Below are 17,365 nucleotides of genomic sequence, written 5' to 3'. Positions count from 1 at the left end.
ACCGACAATTGCCGCCCCCGCCCCAGGCGGAGGCAAAGGGACGGTCAGGCGAGCGACGGGGCGGAGGCCGCTCCGGCGCGCCACTCGCGGGCCAGCATCGCGTAGACCAGCTCGTCGCTCCACGCGCCGGCGAAGAACTCGTTCTCCACCAGGCGGGCCTCCAGGCGCATGCCGAGCCGCTCCATCAGGCGGGCGGAGGAGGCGTTGCGGGCGTCGCAGTTGCCGTGGATCCGGTGCAGCCCGAGCCCCTCGAACCCGATGCGCAGGATCTCGCGGGCCGCCTCGGTGGCCAGGCCGCGGCCGTGGTAGGCCGGGTTGAAGACGAAGCCGATCTCGCCCTGGCGGTGCTCGCGGCTGCGCAGGAACAGCGTGAGGTCCCCGATCACGGGCCCTCCGCCGGCCGTCGCGACGGCCACGCTGAGCAGGTCGCCGTCCTCCCCGAGCGACGCGCAGGCGATCTTCCGGTCGAGCGCGGCCTTCGTCTCCTCCCGCGTACGGGCGTCCCAGTAGAGGTATCTGGTGACCTCCGGCAGGGAGTGGAAGGCGTACAGGTCGTCGAGGTCGGCCTCGGTGAAGGGGCGCAGGACCAGCCGGGGGGTCGTGATCGGGTACGGAGGGGTGAACACGCCGCCGAGCGTACGGACGGGGGCCGGGCGCCCGCCAACGGATTGGGTCTTGCCCGGCCCCGCCGGCGCGGGGCACGGTGACAGATCATGGACGCGACATGGACACGGTGCGACGGCCGTACCCTTGAAAGAGGACAAGAACAAGGGAGTGTCTCGCAGATCTTGCCGTGTGAGGGCGGCCCGGTGGGCGCGCCGCGAGGCTCGGGCCTCGCGGACGGCGGGCATCGGGGACGTTCTCGCACTCGGGGGCGACAGCACCGCGAGGCGCCGCCGGGGCGACCGCAGTGGGCAGAAGATCTGTAGGACACGACCGAGGAGCGACGAGATGAGTTCAGCCGGAGAAGGCCTGTCTCGTCCGTTGCCCGAGCAGGTCCGTTTACACGTGGTGGAGGTCGCCGCGCAGGTGCTGGGCTCGATGCCCGCCGCGGCCGTGCCGCCGCCGTTGCGCAACATCGCCAAGTTCGACCCGCGCAAGCGCGCCCGCCTGGGCAGCGCGCCGATCGCGGCCCAGCTGGAGAACGACAAGGAGTTCCGCGAGCGGGTGGCCGAGACGGTGGAGACCGCCTGGCCCGAGCTGGTGGCGAGCCTGGCCGAGGGCACGGTGCCCCCCGCGGCCGAGCCGGTGCTGGTCGCGGCGGCGGCGTACCTGACCCGCCCGCCCGGCTGGCCGGACCTGGTCGAGCAGGCGCGAACCGACCTGGAGCAGGCCGCCGCCGCGGGCACCCAGCGGGAGCAGGCGGAGACGCGGCTGCGCGAGCAGCTCGCGGCGCAGCGTGCCTCCGCCAAGGAGGAGATCGACCGGGTGCGCGAGCAGCTGAAGGCGGCCCGCGCGGAGAACTCCGACCTGCGGCGCAAGCTGCACGACGCCCGCGAGCGGGTCAGGACCGCCGAGGCCAGGGCGGCCGAGCTGGAGGCCGAGACGGCCGAGGCGCGGGCCAGGGTCGCGAGCGCCAACGGCGCGGCCGAGACCGAGCTGCGCAGGCTCAGGGAGCGCCTGGAGGACGCCGAGCGCCAGCTGGAGGCCAGCCGCAGGGCCGCCCGCGAGGGCCGCAGCATCGAGGACGCCCGGGTGCGGGTGCTGCTGGACGCGCTCCAGGACGCCGCCGCCGGGCTGCGCAAGGAGCTCGGCCTGCCCACGACGATCAGCAGGCCGGCCGACTACGTGGACGCGGTGCTGCCGGGCGAGCCGGGCATGACGGCCGTGCCCGCGCGGGCGCTGGCCAACGACGACCCCCAGCTCCTCGACCAGCTTCTGGCCATCCCTCATCTGCATCTGATCGTCGACGGCTACAACGTGACCAAGACCGGCTACCCGTCGCTGACCCTCGCCGACCAGCGGGCCCGGCTGCTGACCGGGCTCGGCGGGCTCGCCGTGCAGACGCGGGCGGAGGTGACGTGCGTGTTCGACGGCGCCGAACTGAACGGGCCCGTCCAGGTGTCCGCGCCGCGCGGGGTGCGGGTGAGGTTCAGTGCGCCCGGGGAGATCGCCGACGACCTCATCCGCACGCTGGTGCGGGCGGAGCCGTCCGGGCGGGCCGTCGCGGTGGTCTCCTCCGACCGGGAGGTGGCCGAGTCGGTGCGCCGCATGGGCGCCCGGCCGGTGCCCTCGCTCCTGCTGCTGCGCCGTCTCGGCCGCGGCTGAACGCCGCATCCGCGCTCCGGCTCCGGGTCGTCACAGTGAGTGATGACTGCCGCGAATACCTGCGAATAGGTTGAAGCTTCAAGATCGCCTAGATAGAGTCGCGCCGCAGGTTTCGTTGATCTAAAGGGGGCCTCAGTGCGAGGGCGTGTGCCGGCGGCCGCCGGTCTGGTCGCCGTGGTCCTGCTGACGCCGGTGACGGGCGCGCAGGCGGATCCGAAGCCCACTGTCGCGCAGGCCAAGGCGAAGCTGAGCAAGCTCAACGAGCAGGCCGACAAGCTCGTGGACCGCTACAACGCGGCCAACGAGAAGTGGAAGAAGGCGAGGCAGAAGTACCTCGCGATCAACGACGACTACAAGAAGCAGAACGTCCGGGTCGAGGCGCTGCGCTCCGGGCTGGTCTCGATGGCCGTCAGCAGCTACCAGGTCGGCGAGATGGGGTCGTGGGGAGGCGTCTTCTACAGCTCCGATCCCGACGCCATGCTCAGCGGCCTCGCCACGCTCAACCACATGTCGGCCGAGCGGGCCGGGCGGCTCAGGGAGTACGAGGGCGCCATCAAGGACCTCAAGGACCGCCGCGACCAGAGCAAGGCGGTCTACAGGGAGGCCACCGACGTCAGGGGCGAGCTCGCCGACGAGAAGGAGAAGGTCGACAAGCTCGTCCGGGAGCAGATGAAGCTGCTGCGCTCGCTCGGGACGTACAACCCCGGCAACCCCAACAGCGCCGGCGTCGTCTACACCGGTCCGGCGTCCGGCAACGCGCTGTCGGCCCTCCAGTTCGCCTACAAGCAGGTCGGCAAGCCCTACCGCTACGGGGGCACCGGGCCGGACTCCTGGGACTGCTCGGGGCTCGTGCAGGCCGCATGGGCGGCGGCGGGCGTGACGCTGCCCCGGACCAGCTACGAGCAGTGGGCCTGGGGTGCGAGCCGCAGGGTCTCGCTGGACGAGCTCCAGCCGGGCGACCTTCTCTGGCACGCCGGTTACGGTCACGTCGGCATCTACGCCGGCGACGGCAAGGTCGTCCACGCGCCGCAGACCGGCGATGTTGTGAAGATTGTCACACTCGCCGAGTATCACGCGATCGGAGCTGTGCGCCCCTGAGTGTCCGGCGGTCTCTGTGATCCCTGCGCCAGCTGTGACTTTTGTGACCGCATTTAGCCGTTGTTGCCCAGATTGTGAGCAGAGTCACACTTAGCCGATCGTGGTACGGGTAAGCTGCGGTTTCTTCTTCTCCGCCTTCGTTATCCGATCTTTATCCGGCGGGAGGGCTTTGCCGAACACGGCGAGTCCTCGGTAGCTTCTGGGCCGCGGCGAGCACGCCTCGCCGCGGCGCACCCGGTCCGGCCGGCCGGGGCGCGCAGTCATCCACCGTCATCGGCGTCCTCCATCACCCTCCCCTTCGCGGGATCCCCAGGCGCCGGTGGCCTGCCGAGTCCGTGCAGTCAGGAGGCACGGAGCCGGGGAACCATCGACCTTCACGCGAAGGTCCGGGGTGAATCGGCGCATCGCGCGCCGTAGGGCGACTTCCCCGCCCGAACCCGTCAGCTAACCCGGTAGGCGTGAGCGGAAGACCCGAGGAGAGATCCTGTCTACCACCCCCGCTAGTCTGTCCCGTATTGCCCGAATTGCCCTTGGTGGTGCCGCTTTGACGGCATCCGTAGGGGTCGCCGGAGCACAACCGGCGGCGGCCGACACGGTGACGGTCACGGTCGTCAAGACGGCCACAGCGACGAAGACGGCCACGAAGACGGGCACTGCGACGAGCGCGAAGACCGCCGCCCGCACGGCCGCCGCGAAGAAGCAGACCAAGAAGCACGCCGCCAAGCGGAAGATCAGCAGGGCCTCGCTCCAGCGGGTGAAGGCCCAGCGCGCGGTGAAGGCGGCCGAGAAGCAGATCGGCGATCCCTACCGCTACGGAGCCACCGGACCGGGCGCGTTCGACTGCTCGGGCCTGGTCCAGTACGCCTGGCGCAAGGCGGGCGTACGGCTGCCGCGCACGACGTGGTCCATCCGCAGCGCGGTCAGGAAGAAGGTGTCCTGGGGCGACTTCAAGCCCGGTGACCTGATCTTCACCAGCGGCGGCGGCCACGTCGGCATGTACGTCGGGCACGGCAAGATGATCCACGCTCCGCACACCGGCACGCGGGTCAGGATCGACAAGCTGGACGCCTACCGGAGGAGCACCTTCGTGGGTGCCGTCCGCCCCGGCGTCTGACGGGCACCGGTCACCAAGCCCCCTCGACCGGCGCCCTCCTCACGGCCCCGTCCACCTCGCCGAGGTGGGCGGGGCCATGGCATGTGCTGGTCGGGGAGTGCCGGACAGGACCTAGCATGCTCGGCGTGACTGTCACGAGCGGCGTGCCCGGGGGCGTGCCGAGCGTGCGCGCCGAGGCCCATCGGCGCCAGCCCGACGATCGGCCCCGCGGGGGCCGTCCCCGCAGGATCGCGGCCGCGGCCGTCGCGCTGGCCGTGCTGCTGACCGGGCCCGCCGCCGCGGCTCCGCCCGACCCGCTGCTTGCCCTGCGGCTGGATGCCCGCGCCGCCGTGCGGGAGCATCCGGGCATGTGGACCGGCGCCTCCGTCGCCCGCGGCGCGCGTGCCGTCGTCGTCGGGTCGCCTCGGCCGCTGGTCGCCGGCATCGCCGCGCTGGCCGATCGCGGGGGCCGTACGGTGACGAGGGTCTGGGGCGGGCACAGTGGCGCGGTGGTCCTCGTGCCGCGCACCGAGGAGCAGGCCGCCGTGCTGGCCGCGCCGGCGAAGGTGGACGGCCTGGCGGCCGTCGCCACCGGCGGCCGCGTGATCGTGCAGCCGGCCGCGTTCGCCCGCCTGTCGGCGACCGGCCGACTGGTCGTCGTGACCCATGAGCTGACGCACGTCGCGACCACCGGTCCCCGCGCGGTGCCGATGTGGCTCATGGAGGGCTTCGCCGACTACGTGGGCTACCTGGACAGCGGACTGCCGGTCCGCACGGTCGCCGCCGAGCTGGCCGCTGACGTGGCGGCCGGGAGGGCCGCGCTGGACGGCCTGCCGGGGCCCGCCGACTTCGTCGCCAGGCCCGCCCAGGCGTACGAGGAGGCGTGGCTCGCCTGCCGCTACATCGCCGCCCGGTTCGGCGAGCGGAGGCTGGTCGCCCTCTACCGCGCGGCGCTGCGCGAGGAGATCGGCGCCGCCCTGCGGGAGGTGCTCGGGCTGACCGCGGACGGCCTGACCCGCGGATGGCGCTCGTACGCGCGCGAGCGGCTCGCCCGGTCCTGATCCTGATCTCCCAGGGGCGACGGTGCGACCGCGGCTGCGACAATGCGTTCTCGGGCGGCGCGGGCGGACCGCGCGGCCACGCCGGCAGCGGGGGTGAGGATGACGAAGCGGACGCTGATCGTCACGAACGACTTCCCGCCCAGACCGGGCGGGATCCAGGCGTTCGTGCACGGCCTCGCCGCGCGCAGGCCGCCCGGCTCCGTGATCGTGTACGCCCCGCGCTGGAAGGGGTGCGAGGAGTTCGACGCCCGCCAGCCGTACGAGGTGGTCCGGCATCCCTCCTCGCTGATGCTGCCGACGCGCTCGGTGGCGAGGAGGGCGGCGGCGCTGGTCGAGGACGGCGCCACCGTCGTCTTCGGGGCGGCGGCGCCGCTGGGGCTGCTCGCTCCCGTCCTGCGCGCCGCGGGCGCGGGCCGGATCGTCATGCTCACCCACGGGCACGAGGCGTCGTGGGCCCGCCTGCCGGGCGCGCGCGCCCTGCTGCGCCGCATCGGCGCGGGGGCCGACGTCGTGACCTACCTCGGCGAGTACACCCGCCGCCGGATCGCCCGGGTCGTCCCCGCCTCCAGGCTCGTACGGCTCGCGCCCGGCGTGGACACCGCCGTCTTCCACCCGGGAGCGGGCGGCGACCGGGTCCGGGCGTCCCTCGGCCTGGGCGACCGGCCGGTGGTCGTGTGCGTCTCCCGGCTGGTGCCGCGCAAGGGCCAGGACGTGCTGCTGCGGGCGTGGCCGCTCGTCCTTCGGCGGGTGCCCGGCGCGGTCCTGCTCCTCGTCGGCGGAGGTCCCCTGCGGCGGTCGCTGGAACGGGCGGCCGCCCGGGCCGGCCTGCGCGGCTCGGTGGTCGTCACCGGGTCCGTCCCCTGGGCGTCCCTCCCGGCCTACTACGACGCGGGCGACGTGTTCGCCATGCCCTGCCGCAGCCGGTTCGGGGGGATCGACGTCGAGGGCCTCGGCATCGTCTACCTGGAGGCGTCGGCCACCGGGCTGCCGGTGGTCGCGGGCTCCTCCGGAGGCGCCCCCGACGCCGTACGGCACGGCGAGACGGGACTGGTGGTCGACGGCATGTCGCACACGGCGGTGGCCGGCGCGCTGTGCGACCTGCTGGCCGACCCGGCCCGCGCCCGCGCGATGGGCGAGCGGGGCCGGGCCTGGATCGAGGAGGAGTGGCGCTGGGACCTCGTCGCGGCCCGGTTCGCCGCACTGCTGTGACGTGCGGCCGCCTCAGCCGCTGAACACCTCCACGAGGAGGAAGCCGTTCAGCGCGCTGATCACAGCGGCGACGACGACTCCGGCGACGGTGGTGAGGCGGCGGTTGACGAGGTCGCCCATCAGCTTCCTGTTGCCGGTGAACGCCACGAGCGGGACCAGGGCGAACGGGATGCCGAAGGACAGCGCGACCTGGCTCAGCACGAGCGCCCGCGTGGGATCCACCCCGGCGGCCAGGACCGCCATGGCCGGGATGATCGTGACCAGCCGTCGTGCCAGAAGCGGCACGCGGCGGCGCAGGAACCCCGCCATGATCACCTGCCCGGCGTAGGTGCCCACGCTGGAGGAGGCCAGGCCGGAGGCGAGCAGCGCGAGCGCGAACGCGACGGCCGCCCCGGGGCCGAGGACCTGTCCGAGACCGGCGTGGATGGCCTGCAGGCTGCCGGGGTCGCCGCCGCCGAACGTGGCGGCGGCCACGGTCAGCATCGCCATGTTCACCAGCCCGGCGGTGCCGAGGGCGACGACGATGTCCATCCGGCTGGCGCGCACGGCCTCCCGGCGCACGTCCTGCCTGCGCCCGCCCTCCTCGGGCCCGTCGTCCGCGCCCTGATGCTGCGTGAGGGCCGAGTGCAGGTAGACGACGTGGGGCATGACGGTCGCCCCGACGATCCCGGTGGCCAGCAGCAGGCTGTCGGTCCCGGCCAGGCGGGGCACGAAGCCGCCCGCCACGCCCGCGAGGGACCCCGACAGCAGCACCTGGTAGGCGAATCCGGCCAGGACCACGCCGAGCATCGCCGCGACGGTCGCCTCGAACCGGCGGCGTCCGCGCGGCGCGAGCATGAGCAGCAGCGAGGAGACGACGGCCGTGATGGCGGCGGCCGGCAGCAGCGGCACGCCGAACAGCAGGTTCAGGGCGATCGCCCCGCCGATGAACTCGGCCAGGTCGGTGGCGGCGGCGACCAGCTCGGCCTGCACCCACAGCGGCAGGCTCACCCGGCGCGGCAGGTGGTCGCGGCACAGTTCGGGCAGGTTGCGGCCGGTGGCGATGCCGAGCTTGGCGGAAAGCGCCTGCACGAACATGGCCAGCACGTTCGCGAGGGCGATCACCCACAGCAGCATCGTCCCGTACTGGGCGCCGCCCGCCATGTTGGTCGCGAAGTTGCCCGGATCGATGTACGCCACGGAGACGACGAAGGCGGGACCGCACAGGCCGGCCAGCCGCGCCAGGCGGCCCGGCGCGGCCCGCCCCTCGGCGTGTACGGCGGGCGCACGCCCGTTCAGGGGACGGCGGGAGTCGAGCACGAGAGCCTCACAGGGAACACGAAAGCCTCACAGGCAAGGAACCCGGCGTGCGGCCCACCCCGCCGGCCTCGGCGTGGCGCGGGCGGCGCGCCGGTGCGGTACGGCACGTGCGGACGTCAGGTGCCGTGGGTTGAGCGTGGTGCGGTGGAAAGGTGGTGCGGTGGAAGGAGCGGAGGCCGGTGTGCGAGCGGCCTCCGCGTTCGCTCACGGCTCGACGGAGCTCGGTCAGGTGAGCTTGTCCTTGAGCTTGCCCACGGGGCCCACCTCGGTGCCGAGGGCGGGGCTCTTGGGCTCGCCCATGCTGCCGTCGTAGGTGTCGTACAGCTTCGGGTCGGGCGGCGGCGCCATGGCGGCGTCCCCGAGCGGCTCCGGGTTGAGGAGGTAGGCGAACTGGTGGCGGCCGTCGGGCTGCGGCCCGCTCGCCCAGCCGCCCGCCTGGCCCTCGGTGCCGTCGGACAGGTCCCAGATCGTCTCCGCGTGCTCGGCGTACTCCTCGTCGAACAGCGCGTCGGGCACGACGACGTCCTCCAGGCCGTCCGCCTGAAGCTCCTCGATCGCCTTCAGCCACAGGTTCTGGTGCAGGGTGTCGCGGGCGAGGTTGAACTTGAGCATGTTCTTCACGCCCGGGTCGTCGGTCATGTGGTAGAGCCGGGCGGTCTGCAGCCTGCCGTGCGCCTCGGCCGCGACGTTCGCCCGGAAGTCCGCCAGCAGGTTGCCGCTCGCGACGATGTAGCGGCCGTTCCAGGGATAGCCGTTGCTGTCGGCGGGCAGGGGGCCGCCGCCGGACACGATGGCCTGCTGCGGATCCATCCCGCCCAGGACCGCGCCGAGCACGGGGTCGGCGGTGGCCATCTTCGTGACCGCGGTGGAGGGCGCGCCTTCGAGGAGGCGGGCGACCATCGTGGCGATCATCTCGACGTGCCCGATCTCCTCGGTCGCGATGTCCATGATGAGGTCTTTGTACTTGCCGGGCATGCGGCAGTTCCAGCCCTGGAACAGGTACTGCATCGTGACCGTCATCTCGCCGTAGGCGCCGCCGATGAGCTCCTGGAGTTTGCGCGCGTACACCGGGTCGGGCTTTTCGGGCTTGGCCTCGAACTGCAGGCGGCGGGTGTGCCGGAACATATGACTCCTTGCGTAGGAAACCACAGGGAGCCGCAGGCCTTACGCGGGCTAAGGGCGCGACCCCGCTGGTGCATGTGGTGGGGGGTCACGCATAAATCCCAACACGTGCCGCAACGGGACCACAGGAGCGACACCTAACGAAGGATCCAATGGATGGACAGGTGCCGCCCTACGCCGCGATTGGGCGCGAAGAAGCCGCTGTTCCCGCATATGCGACACACCGGCGTGCGCGTGCGGGCCAGGAAAGGAGTGGGTCAGGGTTTGCGGCCGATGCCGCCGGCGACGCAGACGCCGCCGAGGTCGAGGGGGTAGCGGACGGGTTCCTCGGGACGCCACTCGGGCACGTGGACCACGCCGGGCTCGACCAGGTCGAGGCCGTCGAAGAACCGCGCGATCTCGGGCATGTCCCGGGCGCGGCCGGTGCCGAGCATCTGCAGCAGCACCGCCTCCAGCTCGCGCATCTCGGGCGCGCAGGAGCAGAAGTGGGTGAGCTGCATGTAGCTGCCCGGCGCCAGGCGCGCCTTGTACGCGTCCACCAGGCCGTTCGGGTCCTCCGCGTCGGCGAGGTGGTGGACCACGGCCACCAGCAGCAGGCCGACAGGACGGGAGAAGTCGAGGAAGCCTTCCACCTCGGGGTGGTTGAGGATCACCTCGGGCTCGCGCATGTCCGCCGTGATCACGCGGGTGCGCTCGTCGGTCTGCAGGATCGCCCGCGCGTGGGCCAGCACGATGGGGTCGTTGTCCACGTAGACGACCTTCGCGGCGGGGTTGATCCGCTGCGCGACCGAGTGGGTGTTGTCCATCGTGGGCAGGCCCGAGCCGATGTCGAGGAACTGGTCGATGCCCTGCTCGGCCATGTACTTCACGCCGCGGAACAGCATGGCGCGGTTGTTGCGGGCGCCCTCGCCGCGGTCGGGGAAGTGCCGCATGCCCTCCATCGCGACCGCGCGGTCCACCGCGAAGTTGTCCTTGCCGCCCAGGAACGCGTCGTACACCCGCGCGATGCTGGGCTTGGTCGTGTCGACCTCCGGCGGGAGGTAGTCGGGATCGCGGTGCGTCCAGTTCCAGCTGCCGACCCTGTCGCCCATCGCCCGCTCTTCTCCAGTCATCGATCATGGGATGCGTCTGGAGCATAACCAAATGGAGCGCAACGTTGCGGTCCATCAGCGACATTTTCGGCGGTCCACGCAGATCGACAAGGCGTCCCCGCAGGTCGCCAACGGCCGGTGAACAGAAGATCCGCGCCTATCGCGGCAATCCGGCCGTCCCAATCGGCGCACGTCCCAGGGCTGTCCGATCCGTCTCCACGCCCGCACCTCGCTTCGTCCGGGCGGTGCGCCGAAACGGTCGAAAGTTTCAAGAATCATCGACAAGTTTCGGCGCACCCGTGTCGTCCGCGACCGGTGCGCACCGTGTCGTCCACGACCGACGCGCTCGGTCAGCCGCCGTACAACTCGTCGATCTGCTTGGCGAAGTCGCGGGCCACGACGTGCCGCTTGATCGACTGCTTCGGCGTGACGTGGCCGGTCTCCTCGCTCAGCTCGATGTCGAGGATGCTGAACTTCTTGATCTGCTCGGCCTTGGAGACCATCCGGTTGGCGTCGTCCACGGCCTGCTGCACCTCGGCGACGACGTCCGGGTCCGAGCAGAGCTCGGCCATGGAAGCGCCGGAGCGGCCGTTGGCCTGCTTCCACTGCTCCATCGCCTCGTGGTCGAGGGTGACGATCGCCCCGATGAACGGCTTGCCGTCACCGACGACCATGACCTGACTGATCAGGCGGTGCGCCCGGATGGCGTCCTCGAGCGGCGCCGGCGCGACGTTCTTGCCGCCGGCGGTGACGAGGATCTCCTTCTTGCGGCCGGTGATGCTCAGGTAGCCGTGTTCGTCGAGGCGGCCGACGTCCCCGGTGTGGAACCAGCCCTCCGGGTCGATCGCCTCCTTGGTGGCCCGCTCGTTGTTCCAGTAGCCGTCGAAGACGTGGCGGCCCTTCACCAGGATCTCGCCGTCGTCGGCGATGCGGATGCTCACGCCGGGGAACGGCTTGCCGACCGTGCCGATCTTGTTGGCGCCCGGGATGTTGACGGTCGAGGGCGCGCTGGTCTCGGTCAGCCCCCAGCCCTCGAACACCTCGATGCCCACACCGCGGAAGAAGTGGCCGAGCCGCTCGCCGAGGGCCGAGCCGCCGGAGACCGCCGCCGTCAGCGCGCCGCCGGTGGCCGCCCGCAGCTTGCCGTACACGAGCTTGTCGAAGGCCGCGTGCTTGAGCCGGGCGCCGAGGCCGGCCCCGCCGGAGCTCTCGGCCTTGCTCCACTCGATCGCGGCCCGTACGGCGGCGTGGAAGATCTTGCCCTTGCCCTCCGCGTTGGCCTTCTGCTCGGCGGCGTTGTAGACCTTCTCGAACACGCGCGGCACGCCCAGCAGGAACGTGGGCTTGAACTCCCGCAGGTCGGGGGCCACGTTCTTCATGTTCGGGCTGTGCGCCAGCACCGTGCCGGTCTCGATCAGGACGATCTGAATGAGCCGGGCGAAGCTGTGCGCCAGGGGGAGGAAGAGCAGCGCGGCCCGGCCCTCCACGTCGAACAGCGTCTCCAGCGGCCCGTGGGAGACGTTGCGCGCGGTGAACAGCAGATTGTCGTGGGTCAGGCGGCAGCCCTTCGGCATGCCGGTGGTGCCGGACGTGTAGATGATCGTGGCGAGGTCGCGTCCACCCTGGCTCGCCCTGCGCTCGGCGAGCGTGTCGTTGGTGACGTCCGCGCCGAGGCGCTCCAGCTCGGCGAACCCGCCGTCGTCGATGCGCCACAGCAGCGGCAGATCGGGCACCGCCTCGCGGACGGTCTCCTCGTGCGCGGCCGTCTCCACGAAGGCGGCCTTGGCGCCGCTGTCGGTGAGGATCCACTTCACCTGGTCGGCGGAGGAGGTCTCGTAGATCGGCACCCCGACCGCGCCGGCCGCCCAGATGGCGTAGTCGGCGACCGTCCACTCGTAGCGGGTGCGCGACATCAGCCCGACCCGGTCGCCGGGCTCGATCCCGGCGGCGATCAGCCCCTTGGCGACGGCCGCCACCCGGTCCCTGAACTGCGCGGCGGTGACCGGCGTCCACGGCGCGGCCGGGTCCTCGCCCTCCTTACGGCGGATGACGACGGCGTCCGGCTCGTCCACGCCGCGCTGGAACACCACGTCGGTGCAGTTCGCGGACGGGGGCACGTCCACCAGCACGGGAACGCTGAACTCGCGCACGGGTCACTCCTTCGCGCACGGCCGCGCGATCCCCGGAGCGCAGGGCGGGGACCGCGTTGCGGGCATAACTCTTCGTGTCTCGTTGCGGGCATAACTCTTCGTGTCTCACCGGACGCTACCGTTTGATGTTACGCATGGGTAGGTCCGTCACCCAGGCGTTATCCAGGGACAAATGGACGCTATCAGTGTCCCCCGCGCGGCGGGCCCGACACCTTCCCGTTACCCAAGCGGATGCTAGGTAAAGCGGCCGTTACCATGTCCGCATGCGCATCCACGTCGTCAGCGACGTCCATGGCCGGGCCGACGCGCTCGCCCGCGCGGGCGACGGGGCCGACGCCCTGATCTGTCTCGGAGACCTGCTCCTGTTCATCGACTACGCCGACCACTCGCAGGGCATCTTCCCCGACCTGTTCGGCGCGGAGAAAGCGAGCGAGTACGTGGACCTGCGCGCGGCGGGCCGCTTCGACGAGGCCCGGCAGCTGTCGGCCGGCCTGTGGGCCTCCCTCGACGGAGACCCCCGCGACGTCATGGAGGCGGCGGTCCGCCGCCAGTACGAGCAGATCTTCTCCGCCATGCCGACGCCGGCCTACCTCACGTACGGCAACGTCGACCTGCCGCGCCTGTGGGCCGACCATCTGCGGCCCGGGCAGCGGGTCCTGGACGGCGAGGTGGTCGAGATCGGCGGGCTGACCTTCGGGTTCGTCGGCGGCGGCCTGCGCACGAAGTACCGCACGCCCTACGAGATCGACGACGAGGAGTACGCGCGCAAGGTCGAGGCGGTCGGCGAGGTGGACGTACTGTGCTGCCACATCCCGCCCGCCATCCCCGACCTCCTGTACGACGTGGTGGCCCGGAGGTTCGAACGGGGGAGCGAGGCCACACTGGAGGCGATCAGGAGGACGCAGCCGCGCTTCGCGTTGTTCGGCCACGTCCACCAGCCGCTGGTCACCCGCACCCGTGTCGGGCGCACGGAATGCGTCAACGTCGGCCACTTCCGCGGCCGTGGCACGCCTTTCGCCCTGGAATGGTGAAGTACGGTTGGCGCATGGCTGATCGCACTTCGTCGAGCATCACGATCGGCGCCGGCCGGTCGACAATCATGGCCGTCATCGCCGACTTCCCGGCCTATCCGGAGTGGGCCGGCCAGGTGAAGAAGGCCGAGGTCCTGGAGACGGGCGCGGACGGCCGCGCCTCCCGGGTCCGCTTCGTCCTCGACGCGGGCGTGATCAGCGACGAGTACGTCCTCGGGTACGACTGGGACGACGACGCGGGCGTGAGCTGGCGGATGGTCGAGGCCGGGAAGATGCTCTCGGGCCTCACCGGCAGCTACCGCCTGGCCGACGACGGCGGCGGCACCGAGGTCACCTACGACCTCGCCGTGGACCTGAAGGTCCCGATGATCGGCATGATCAAGCGCAAGGCCGAGAAGGTCATCGTCGACACCGCGCTGAAGGGGCTCAAGCGGCGCGTCGAGAGCCGATGAGGGTCCTCCTCTTCACCGGGAAGGGCGGGGTCGGCAAGACCACGGCCGCCGCCGCGACCGCCACGCTCGCCGCCGAGCGGGGCAACAAGACGCTGGTCGTCTCCACCGACACCGCGCACTCGCTCGCCGACGCGCTCGGCGTGCCGCCCTCGTCTGAGCCGGTCGAGGCCGCGCCGGGCCTGCACCTGCAGCAGGTGGACACCCAGAAGTCACTCGAGCGGCACTGGGGCGAGTTACGCGACTACGCCGGCAACGTGCTGGCGGAGCTCGGTCTCGACGAGGTCACCGCCGAGGAGATCACCGTGCTGCCCGGCGCCGAGGAGATCCTCGCGCTGCTCGAACTGCGCGAGCAGGCCCGCACCGGCCGTTGGGACGTGATCGTCGTCGACTGCGCGCCGACGGCGGAGACGCTGCGCCTGCTCGCCCTGCCGGAGGCGCTCGACTGGCACGTCAACCGCCTGCTCCCCACGGGCAGGCGGATGCTCAGGGCGCTGTCGCCGGTCATCCGGCACGTCGCCAAGGTGAGCGTGCCCGAGGGCGAGGTCGTCTCGGCGGGGGAGCGGCTGCACCGCGGCCTGCTGGAGGTGCGCGCGCTGCTGACCGGCGACGACGCGTCCGTGCGGCTCGTGCTGACCCCTGAGGCCGTGGTCGTCGCCGAGGCCCGCCGCACCCTCACCTCACTCAGCCTGTACGGCTACCGCGTCGACGCGGTGATCGCCAACCGGGTCTTCCCCGCCGAGGGCGCCGACGAGTGGCGGCTGGGCTGGGTGGAGGCCCAGGCCAGGCAGCTCGCCACGGTGCACGAGTCGTTCGCGCCGCTGCCCGTCCTCACCGTCCCCTATCTTCCGGCGGAGCCGGTCGGGACCGCCGCCCTCTCGAACCTCGCCGCGCGGATGTACGGAGACCGGGATCCCTTCGCGCGCCCCGGCGTCGAGCCGCCGCTGAGGTTCACCACCGACGAGCTGGCGCTGTCCCTGCCGCTCGCCGACCGCGACGACCTCGACCTCGCCCGCAAGGGGGACGACATCATCGTCACCGCGGGGTCCTACCGGCGCGTCATCGCCCTGCCCGCCGCCCTCGCCCGGCGTGAGATCTCCTCGGCCGCGCTCCGGGACGGCCGGCTCCGGGTACGGTTCGAGGCAGGAGGGGCGAAATGACGGATTCCAACGACAGCACTCCGCGCCGCCAGGACCCGCTCGGGTCCGCGGCGGAGGAGGCGATGAAGCTGCTGGACGCCGTACAACGGCGGATGGGCCGGGAGTTCGGCAAGGGGCTCGTGAAGGGCGGCGTGAGCGGCTTCGGATCCGCCTTCGGCGGCGCAGGCGCGAGCGGCCGCGGCGGCGACGTGTGGAGCGAGGCCGTCTCGGAGGACCACGACGAGTACGTCTGCCGGGCCTGCCCGGTGTGCCGGGTCATCGCGGCACGCCGCGAGGCCGGCGGCGACGTCACCGGCCACCTGATCGCGGCGGGCGGAGAGCTGTTCGCGGCGTTCCGGGAGGCGGTCGACGCCCTGCAGCGCCCCCAGGCGGGCGGCAGGGCGCGACCGGCCGAGGAGCGGCGATCCGGCGAGACGAAGGTCGAGCACATCGATCTGGGGTGACGGGCCGGTTATGGGCGGGCGACGGCGGGATTGCCACAACCCGGCTCGATCGGCTTCAATCGGCGCGGCGTGATGGCTCGGGCGGGTGACGGCCCGGGCGAACGCGGATCGGGCGGAAGCGGATCGGGCGGAAGGAAGACGGCATGGCGCTGACCATCGGCGTGGACGTGGGCGGTACCAAGATCGCGTATGGTGTCGTCGACGAGCACGGCGCCATCATCGAGCGCGGCCTGCGGCACAGCCCGGCGGGCAGCCCCGAGAAGATGGCGCTCACGATCGCCGATGCGGTGACCGAGCTCGCGGCACGGCACTCGGTCGAGGCCGTCGGCATCGGCGCGGCGGGCTTCGTCGACGAGACCCGCTCGATCATCCGCTTCGCCCCCAACCTCGCCTGGCGCGAGGAGCCGCTGCGCGAGAAGGTGGGCGAGCTGGTCGGCCTGCCGGTCGTGGTCGAGAACGACGCCAACGCCATGGCCTGGGGCGAGTACCGCTTCGGCGCGGGCCGGGGCGAGAGCCACGTCGTATGCGTGACCGTGGGCACGGGCATCGGCGGCGGCATCGTGTTCGGCGGCGAGCTCTACCGCGGACGGTGGGGGATGGGCGCCGAGCTCGGCCACATGCAGGCGGTGCCGGGCGGCCGTCCCTGCGGCTGCGGCAACAGCGGCTGCTGGGAGAGGTACGCCAGCGGCAGCGCGCTGCTGATGGACGCCAGGGACAACGCGCAGGCCGACCCGGAGGGCGCCGCGCACCTGCTGCGGCTCGGCGGCGGCTCGGCCGAGGGCATCCAGGGCGAGCACGTGACCGAGGCGGCGCGCCAGGGCGACCGGGCGGCGCTGGCCGCCTTCGAGTCGCTCGCCCAATGGCTCGCCCAGGGGCTGGCCGACATGGCCGCGGTCCTCGACCCCGGGTGCTTCATCATCGGCGGCGGCGTCTCCGGCGCGGCGGACCTGTTCGTCGACCGGGTGCGCGAGGAGTTCGCCGCGCGACTGACCGGCCGGGGCCACCGCCCGCTCGCCGAGATCAGGGTGGCCGAGATGGGCCCGGCGGCGGGGCTGGTGGGCGCCGGTGACCTCGCCCGGCTCCGCTGACGGCGTGCTGCGGGTCGCGACCTACAACGTCCGGGGACTGAAGGACGACCGGAGGGCGCTGGTCCGGGTGATCCGGGCCCTGCGCCCCGACGTGCTGTGCCTGCAGGAGGCGCCCCGCCTGCCCGGCTGGCGGCGGGAGCGGCGGGCGCTGGCCCGCGCGGCCGGCCTGTCCGTGGCCGCCGGAGGCCGCGTGGGCGGGACCGCCGTGCTCACCGCCCCCGCCGTACGGCTCCTGCGCGGCCGTGGCCACCGCCTGCGGTGGTTCGCCGGGCTCGAATGGCGCTCCATCGCGCTCGCCGTGGTGGAGAAGGACCGCGAGAGGTACGCCGTGTGCTCGGCCCACCTCGACCTCCTGGCGGGGGCGCGCCTGAGCCACGCCGCCCAGATCGTCCCGCTCCTGGAGCGCGCGGCCCGGGAGTTCGGGGCCGCGCCGGTGCTCGCCGGGGATCTCAACGAGGTCCCCGGTGCCCCGGTCTGGCGTCTTCTCGGCGGGCGCTACACGGACTGCTTCACCGCCGTGCGGGGCGCTGCGCCGCCGATCGGAGCGGACGGAGACGACGGGCGGGCGGGGGCGACCTTCCCCGCCCGCGATCCCCGCGTGCGGATCGACGCGATCTTCGCGGGCCCGGGCCTGACCGTCGTGTCGTACGGCGGCGCGGACGTCCCTGCCGAGGACCTGCCCGCCGCGAGCGACCACCGGCCGGTCGTCGCCGAGATCGCCTTCAGGCCGCCCGCCCGGGCCTGAGACGCCGCCGGTGGGCCGGGAGACGGCCTCGGATTCCGGCCGCCCGGAAACGGCCGGC

Annotated in this window: 16 protein-coding genes and 1 riboswitch; of the genes, 11 read left to right on the top strand and 5 right to left on the bottom strand. The window is 72.5% G+C overall.

Features of this window, described 5'->3' with window-relative positions:
* Positions 1–44 precede the first annotated feature (44 nt).
* Positions 45–626, bottom strand: a complete 582-nt coding sequence (locus ABZ860_RS05965) for a GNAT family protein (protein ID WP_357215696.1) — start codon at positions 624–626, stop codon at positions 45–47.
* Between the two features lie 325 nt (positions 627–951).
* On the opposite strand from ABZ860_RS05965, the gene ABZ860_RS05960 reads away from it, so the two are divergent.
* The 5 genes from ABZ860_RS05960 to ABZ860_RS05940 all read left to right on the top strand — a co-directional run bounded on the left by ABZ860_RS05960 (position 952) and on the right by ABZ860_RS05940 (position 6,729).
* Positions 952–2,268 (top strand): NYN domain-containing protein, encoded by a 1,317-nt coding sequence (locus ABZ860_RS05960; RefSeq protein ID WP_357215694.1) that lies wholly within the window; start codon positions 952–954, stop codon positions 2,266–2,268.
* A 135-nt stretch (positions 2,269–2,403) separates the two neighbouring features.
* Positions 2,404–3,366: an NlpC/P60 family protein gene (locus ABZ860_RS05955; protein ID WP_357215691.1), complete on the top strand. Its 963-nt coding sequence runs from the start codon at positions 2,404–2,406 to the stop codon at positions 3,364–3,366.
* Positions 3,367–3,681: 315 nt separating this feature from the next.
* Positions 3,682–3,836, top strand: a riboswitch (cyclic di-AMP (ydaO/yuaA leader).
* Positions 3,837–3,910: 74 nt separating this feature from the next.
* A complete protein-coding gene (locus ABZ860_RS05950) occupies positions 3,911–4,480 on the top strand; it encodes a C40 family peptidase (RefSeq protein WP_357215689.1) in 570 nt (189 codons plus the stop codon).
* A gap of 125 nt (positions 4,481–4,605) precedes the next feature.
* Complete coding sequence (locus ABZ860_RS05945; RefSeq protein WP_357215687.1) at positions 4,606–5,520, top strand: hypothetical protein; 915 nt, start codon at positions 4,606–4,608, stop codon at positions 5,518–5,520.
* A 99-nt stretch (positions 5,521–5,619) separates the two neighbouring features.
* Entirely contained in the window at positions 5,620–6,729 is a 1,110-nt protein-coding gene (locus ABZ860_RS05940; RefSeq protein ID WP_357215684.1) for a glycosyltransferase family 4 protein, read from the top strand.
* 12 nt (positions 6,730–6,741) lie between these two features.
* Here ABZ860_RS05940 and ABZ860_RS05935 read toward each other — a convergent pair whose 3' ends face one another.
* The 4 genes from ABZ860_RS05935 to ABZ860_RS05920 form a co-directional block, all read right to left on the bottom strand.
* Positions 6,742–8,028 (bottom strand): Nramp family divalent metal transporter, encoded by a 1,287-nt coding sequence (locus tag ABZ860_RS05935; protein WP_357215681.1) that lies wholly within the window; start codon positions 8,026–8,028, stop codon positions 6,742–6,744.
* Positions 8,029–8,253: 225 nt separating this feature from the next.
* Positions 8,254–9,153, bottom strand: coding sequence for a manganese catalase family protein (locus ABZ860_RS05930; RefSeq protein ID WP_357215679.1), 900 nt, complete (start codon positions 9,151–9,153; stop codon positions 8,254–8,256).
* 254 nt (positions 9,154–9,407) lie between these two features.
* Positions 9,408–10,262, bottom strand: a complete 855-nt coding sequence (locus ABZ860_RS05925) for an SAM-dependent methyltransferase (protein WP_357215677.1) — start codon at positions 10,260–10,262, stop codon at positions 9,408–9,410.
* Positions 10,263–10,591: 329 nt separating this feature from the next.
* The gene (locus ABZ860_RS05920) at positions 10,592–12,391 is read right to left on the bottom strand and encodes an AMP-dependent synthetase/ligase (RefSeq protein WP_357215674.1); all 1,800 of its coding nucleotides are present in this window, start codon (positions 12,389–12,391) and stop codon (positions 10,592–10,594) included.
* A gap of 263 nt (positions 12,392–12,654) precedes the next feature.
* Here ABZ860_RS05920 and ABZ860_RS05915 point away from each other — a divergent pair, with 263 nt between their 5' ends.
* From ABZ860_RS05915 to ABZ860_RS05890, 6 genes are all read left to right on the top strand, one after another.
* On the top strand, positions 12,655–13,422 hold the full coding sequence (locus ABZ860_RS05915; protein ID WP_357215671.1) for a metallophosphoesterase: 768 nt from the start codon (positions 12,655–12,657) through the stop codon (positions 13,420–13,422).
* 14 nt (positions 13,423–13,436) lie between these two features.
* Positions 13,437–13,874 (top strand): SRPBCC family protein, encoded by a 438-nt coding sequence (locus ABZ860_RS05910; RefSeq protein WP_357215668.1) that lies wholly within the window; start codon positions 13,437–13,439, stop codon positions 13,872–13,874.
* Positions 13,871–15,031 (top strand): ArsA family ATPase, encoded by a 1,161-nt coding sequence (locus ABZ860_RS05905; protein ID WP_357215666.1) that lies wholly within the window; start codon positions 13,871–13,873, stop codon positions 15,029–15,031. Before ABZ860_RS05910 ends, ABZ860_RS05905 begins: the two co-directional genes overlap by 4 nt.
* Positions 15,028–15,474, top strand: coding sequence for a DUF5304 family protein (locus tag ABZ860_RS05900; protein ID WP_357215664.1), 447 nt, complete (start codon positions 15,028–15,030; stop codon positions 15,472–15,474). The genes ABZ860_RS05905 and ABZ860_RS05900 overlap by 4 nt, the downstream gene beginning before the upstream one ends.
* A 143-nt stretch (positions 15,475–15,617) precedes the next feature.
* Positions 15,618–16,562 carry an ROK family glucokinase gene (locus ABZ860_RS05895; protein WP_357215661.1) on the top strand — a complete coding sequence of 315 codons (945 nt, stop codon included), beginning with the start codon at positions 15,618–15,620 and terminating at the stop codon, positions 16,560–16,562.
* On the top strand, positions 16,540–17,307 hold the full coding sequence (locus ABZ860_RS05890) for an endonuclease/exonuclease/phosphatase family protein (protein WP_357215658.1): 768 nt from the start codon (positions 16,540–16,542) through the stop codon (positions 17,305–17,307). The genes ABZ860_RS05895 and ABZ860_RS05890 overlap by 23 nt, the downstream gene beginning before the upstream one ends.
* The last annotated feature ends 58 nt before the right edge of the window (positions 17,308–17,365 follow it).

This window comes from Microbispora sp. NPDC046973 (genome assembly GCF_040644495.1).
GTDB lineage: Bacteria > Actinomycetota > Actinomycetes > Streptosporangiales > Streptosporangiaceae > Microbispora.
This window is presented reverse-complemented; position numbering and strand designations above follow the sequence as displayed.